This window comes from Pseudomonas antarctica (assembly GCF_900624995.1).
In the GTDB taxonomy this organism is placed as follows: domain Bacteria; phylum Pseudomonadota; class Gammaproteobacteria; order Pseudomonadales; family Pseudomonadaceae; genus Aquipseudomonas; species Aquipseudomonas antarctica.
The window spans coordinates 1-2,334 of record NZ_UYXQ01000236.1; the positions used below are offsets into that span (position 1 = coordinate 1).

Genomic DNA, 2,334 nt, shown 5'->3' on the forward strand with positions numbered 1-2,334 from the left:
TGCCAAGGTGGGCCACGGGCCGATCAAGTATCGCGACAAGGGCTTCGCCGAGTGCATCGCGCAGAAGACCGGCGGCAACGGCGTGAATGTGATCCTCGACATCATGGGGGCCTCGTACCTCAACAACAACCTCAAGGCCCTGGGCATGGACGGGCACTTGGTGATGCTGGGTTTCCTCGGCGGTGCCAAGGCCAATGACGTCGACCTGCTGACCATCCTCGGCAAACGCGCGGTTATCACCGGTTCGCTGCTGCGCGCACGCACCAAAGACGAAAAAGCCGCCATCGCCGAACAACTGCGCGAATACGTGTGGCCAGTGCTGTCGGCCGGGCGCTGCCTGCCGATCATCGACAAGGTCTACGAATACACCGACGCCGCCCAGGCCCATGCGCGGATGGAAGGCGGCGACCACATTGGCAAGATTGTGTTGCGAGTGGAGTGAGGCGGGTCAGCTCACATGACGATCAACGGTGTGAGCTGAGCAGTGATATAGAACGCCTACTCGGCATACATCGGGTAATCGGTATAGCCCAGCGCCGAGCCGCCGTACATGCCTTCAGCGCGCAGCGCGTTCAGCGGCCAGCCGTTGAACAGGCGCTGCGGCAAATCCGGGTTGGCAATGAACGGGCGCCCGAACGCAATCAAGTCAGCCAGCCCCGCCTCTACCAGTTTCGCCCCGCGCGCGGCGGTGTAGCGGCCGGCGTAGATGATCCGCCCACTGAAGGTGCTGCGCACGGCCTGGCGGAAGGTTTGCGGCAAGTCGGGGGCGTTGTCCCAGTCGGCTTCGGCGATGGACACATAGGCGATGCCCGACGCTTCAAGCACCTTGATCGCTTCGATGTAGGTGTGATGCGGGTCTTCTTCCACCAAGCCGATATACACACGGTCCTGGTCGGTGCCGCTGAACAGCGGTGAAAAACGCACGCCAAGGCGTTCCGGCCCCACCACGGCAGTCACGGCTTCGACAATCTCACGCAGGAAACGCAGGCGGTTGTGCAGCGAGCCACCGTACTCATCGTCGCGCTGGTTGGCGTGAGCCGAAATGAACTGATTGACCAGATAACCATTCGCCGCGTGAATTTCCACGCCGTCAAACCCGGCGTCCAACGCATTGCGCGCAGCCTGTGCGTAATGCGCCACCAGTTCCTCAATTTCCAATGCGCTCAACGCTCGCGGCACGGGCGGCTGCATCAACTCGCCCACCCCAGGCCCGGTTTCAATAAAAGCTTTCGCCTGTTCAGCCGCAAGGGCAGACGGTGCAACCGGCGCGGCGCCCTCTGGTTGCAGAGCGTTGTGCGAAACGCGGCCGACATGCCACAGCTGGGCGAAGATCACCCCACCCTCGGCGTGCACCGCGTCGGTCACTTTGCGCCAGCCGTCGATCTGCGCCGGGGTGTAGATACCCGGCGTCCAGGCGTAACCCTGGCCGCGCGGTTCGATTTGCGTGCCTTCGCTGACCATGAAGCCGGCCGTGGCGCGCTGGCGGTAATACTCAGCCATCAGGTCGGTGGCGATATCGCCGGGTTGCGCGCTGCGTTGGCGCGTCAAGGGCGGCAAAACAACACGGTTATTCAACATGTGATGACCCAGTTTGACTGGGGTATTTAAACGGCTAGTCATTTGAAAATATCCAAATTCAAGGCGCACTAAAGCGTTGGCGGCTCCTGAGAGCCGCCAATCAATACAGTGCTTAGTTAATTTAGGCGGTGAGTTTCAGCAGGACTTCAGCAACGTCGCTGGAACTGGCCGGGTTCTGCCCGGTGACCAGCAAACCATCTTCGAGCACAAAGGATTGCCAATCAGCACCCTTTTCGTAGTGGCCGCCGAGCGCCTTGAAATCATCCTCAATCAGGAACGGCACCACATCGGTCAAGCCCACAGCGGCCTCTTCGGCGTTGGAGAAGCCGGTAACACGGCGGCCCTTGACCAGCGGCTCGCCATTGACTGCCTTGACGTGACGCAGTGCGCCCGGCGCATGGCAGACAAAGCCGATGGGCTTGCCAGCACGTTCGAACGACTCGATCAGCGCAATGGAAACAGGCGATTCCGCCAAGTCCCACAACGGCCCATGACCACCTGGGTAGAACACCGTGTCGAAGTCGTCGGCGTTGACCGACTCAAGCTTGACGGTGTTGGCCAGCGCCTGCTGGGCCGCCGGGTCGGCTGCAAAACGCCGGGTTTGTTCGGTTTGCGCGTCCGGCTGATCACTGACCGGGTCCAACGGTGGCTGCCCACCGGCTGGGGATGCCAGCACCAACTCGGCGCCGGCGTCCTTGAACGTGTAATAGGGTGCAGCAAATTCTTCGAGCCAGAAGCCGGTTTTACGACCGGTAT

Annotated in this window: 3 protein-coding genes; 1 reads left to right on the forward strand and 2 read right to left on the reverse strand. The window is 61.5% G+C overall.

Annotation, left to right across the window (positions count from 1 at the left end):
- Positions 1–442, forward strand: a 442-nt coding sequence (locus tag E0F99_RS29685) for a zinc-binding dehydrogenase (RefSeq protein ID WP_165447658.1), incomplete at its 5' end; no start/stop codon positions are given.
- 56 nt (positions 443–498) lie between these two features.
- On the opposite strand, the gene E0F99_RS29690 is transcribed toward E0F99_RS29685, so the two are convergent.
- Entirely contained in the window at positions 499–1,620 is a 1,122-nt protein-coding gene (locus E0F99_RS29690) for an alkene reductase (RefSeq protein ID WP_083358776.1), read from the reverse strand.
- Between the two features lie 79 nt (positions 1,621–1,699).
- A partial coding sequence (locus E0F99_RS29695) for a type 1 glutamine amidotransferase domain-containing protein (protein WP_130909128.1) occupies positions 1,700–2,334 on the reverse strand: 635 nt, incomplete at its 5' end.

Excerpts from the sequence above, each read along its gene's own strand:
- E0F99_RS29690 (WP_083358776.1), bottom strand. The coding sequence starts at position 1,620 with ATGACTAGCCGTTTAAATACCCCAGTCAAACTGGGTCATCACATGTTG.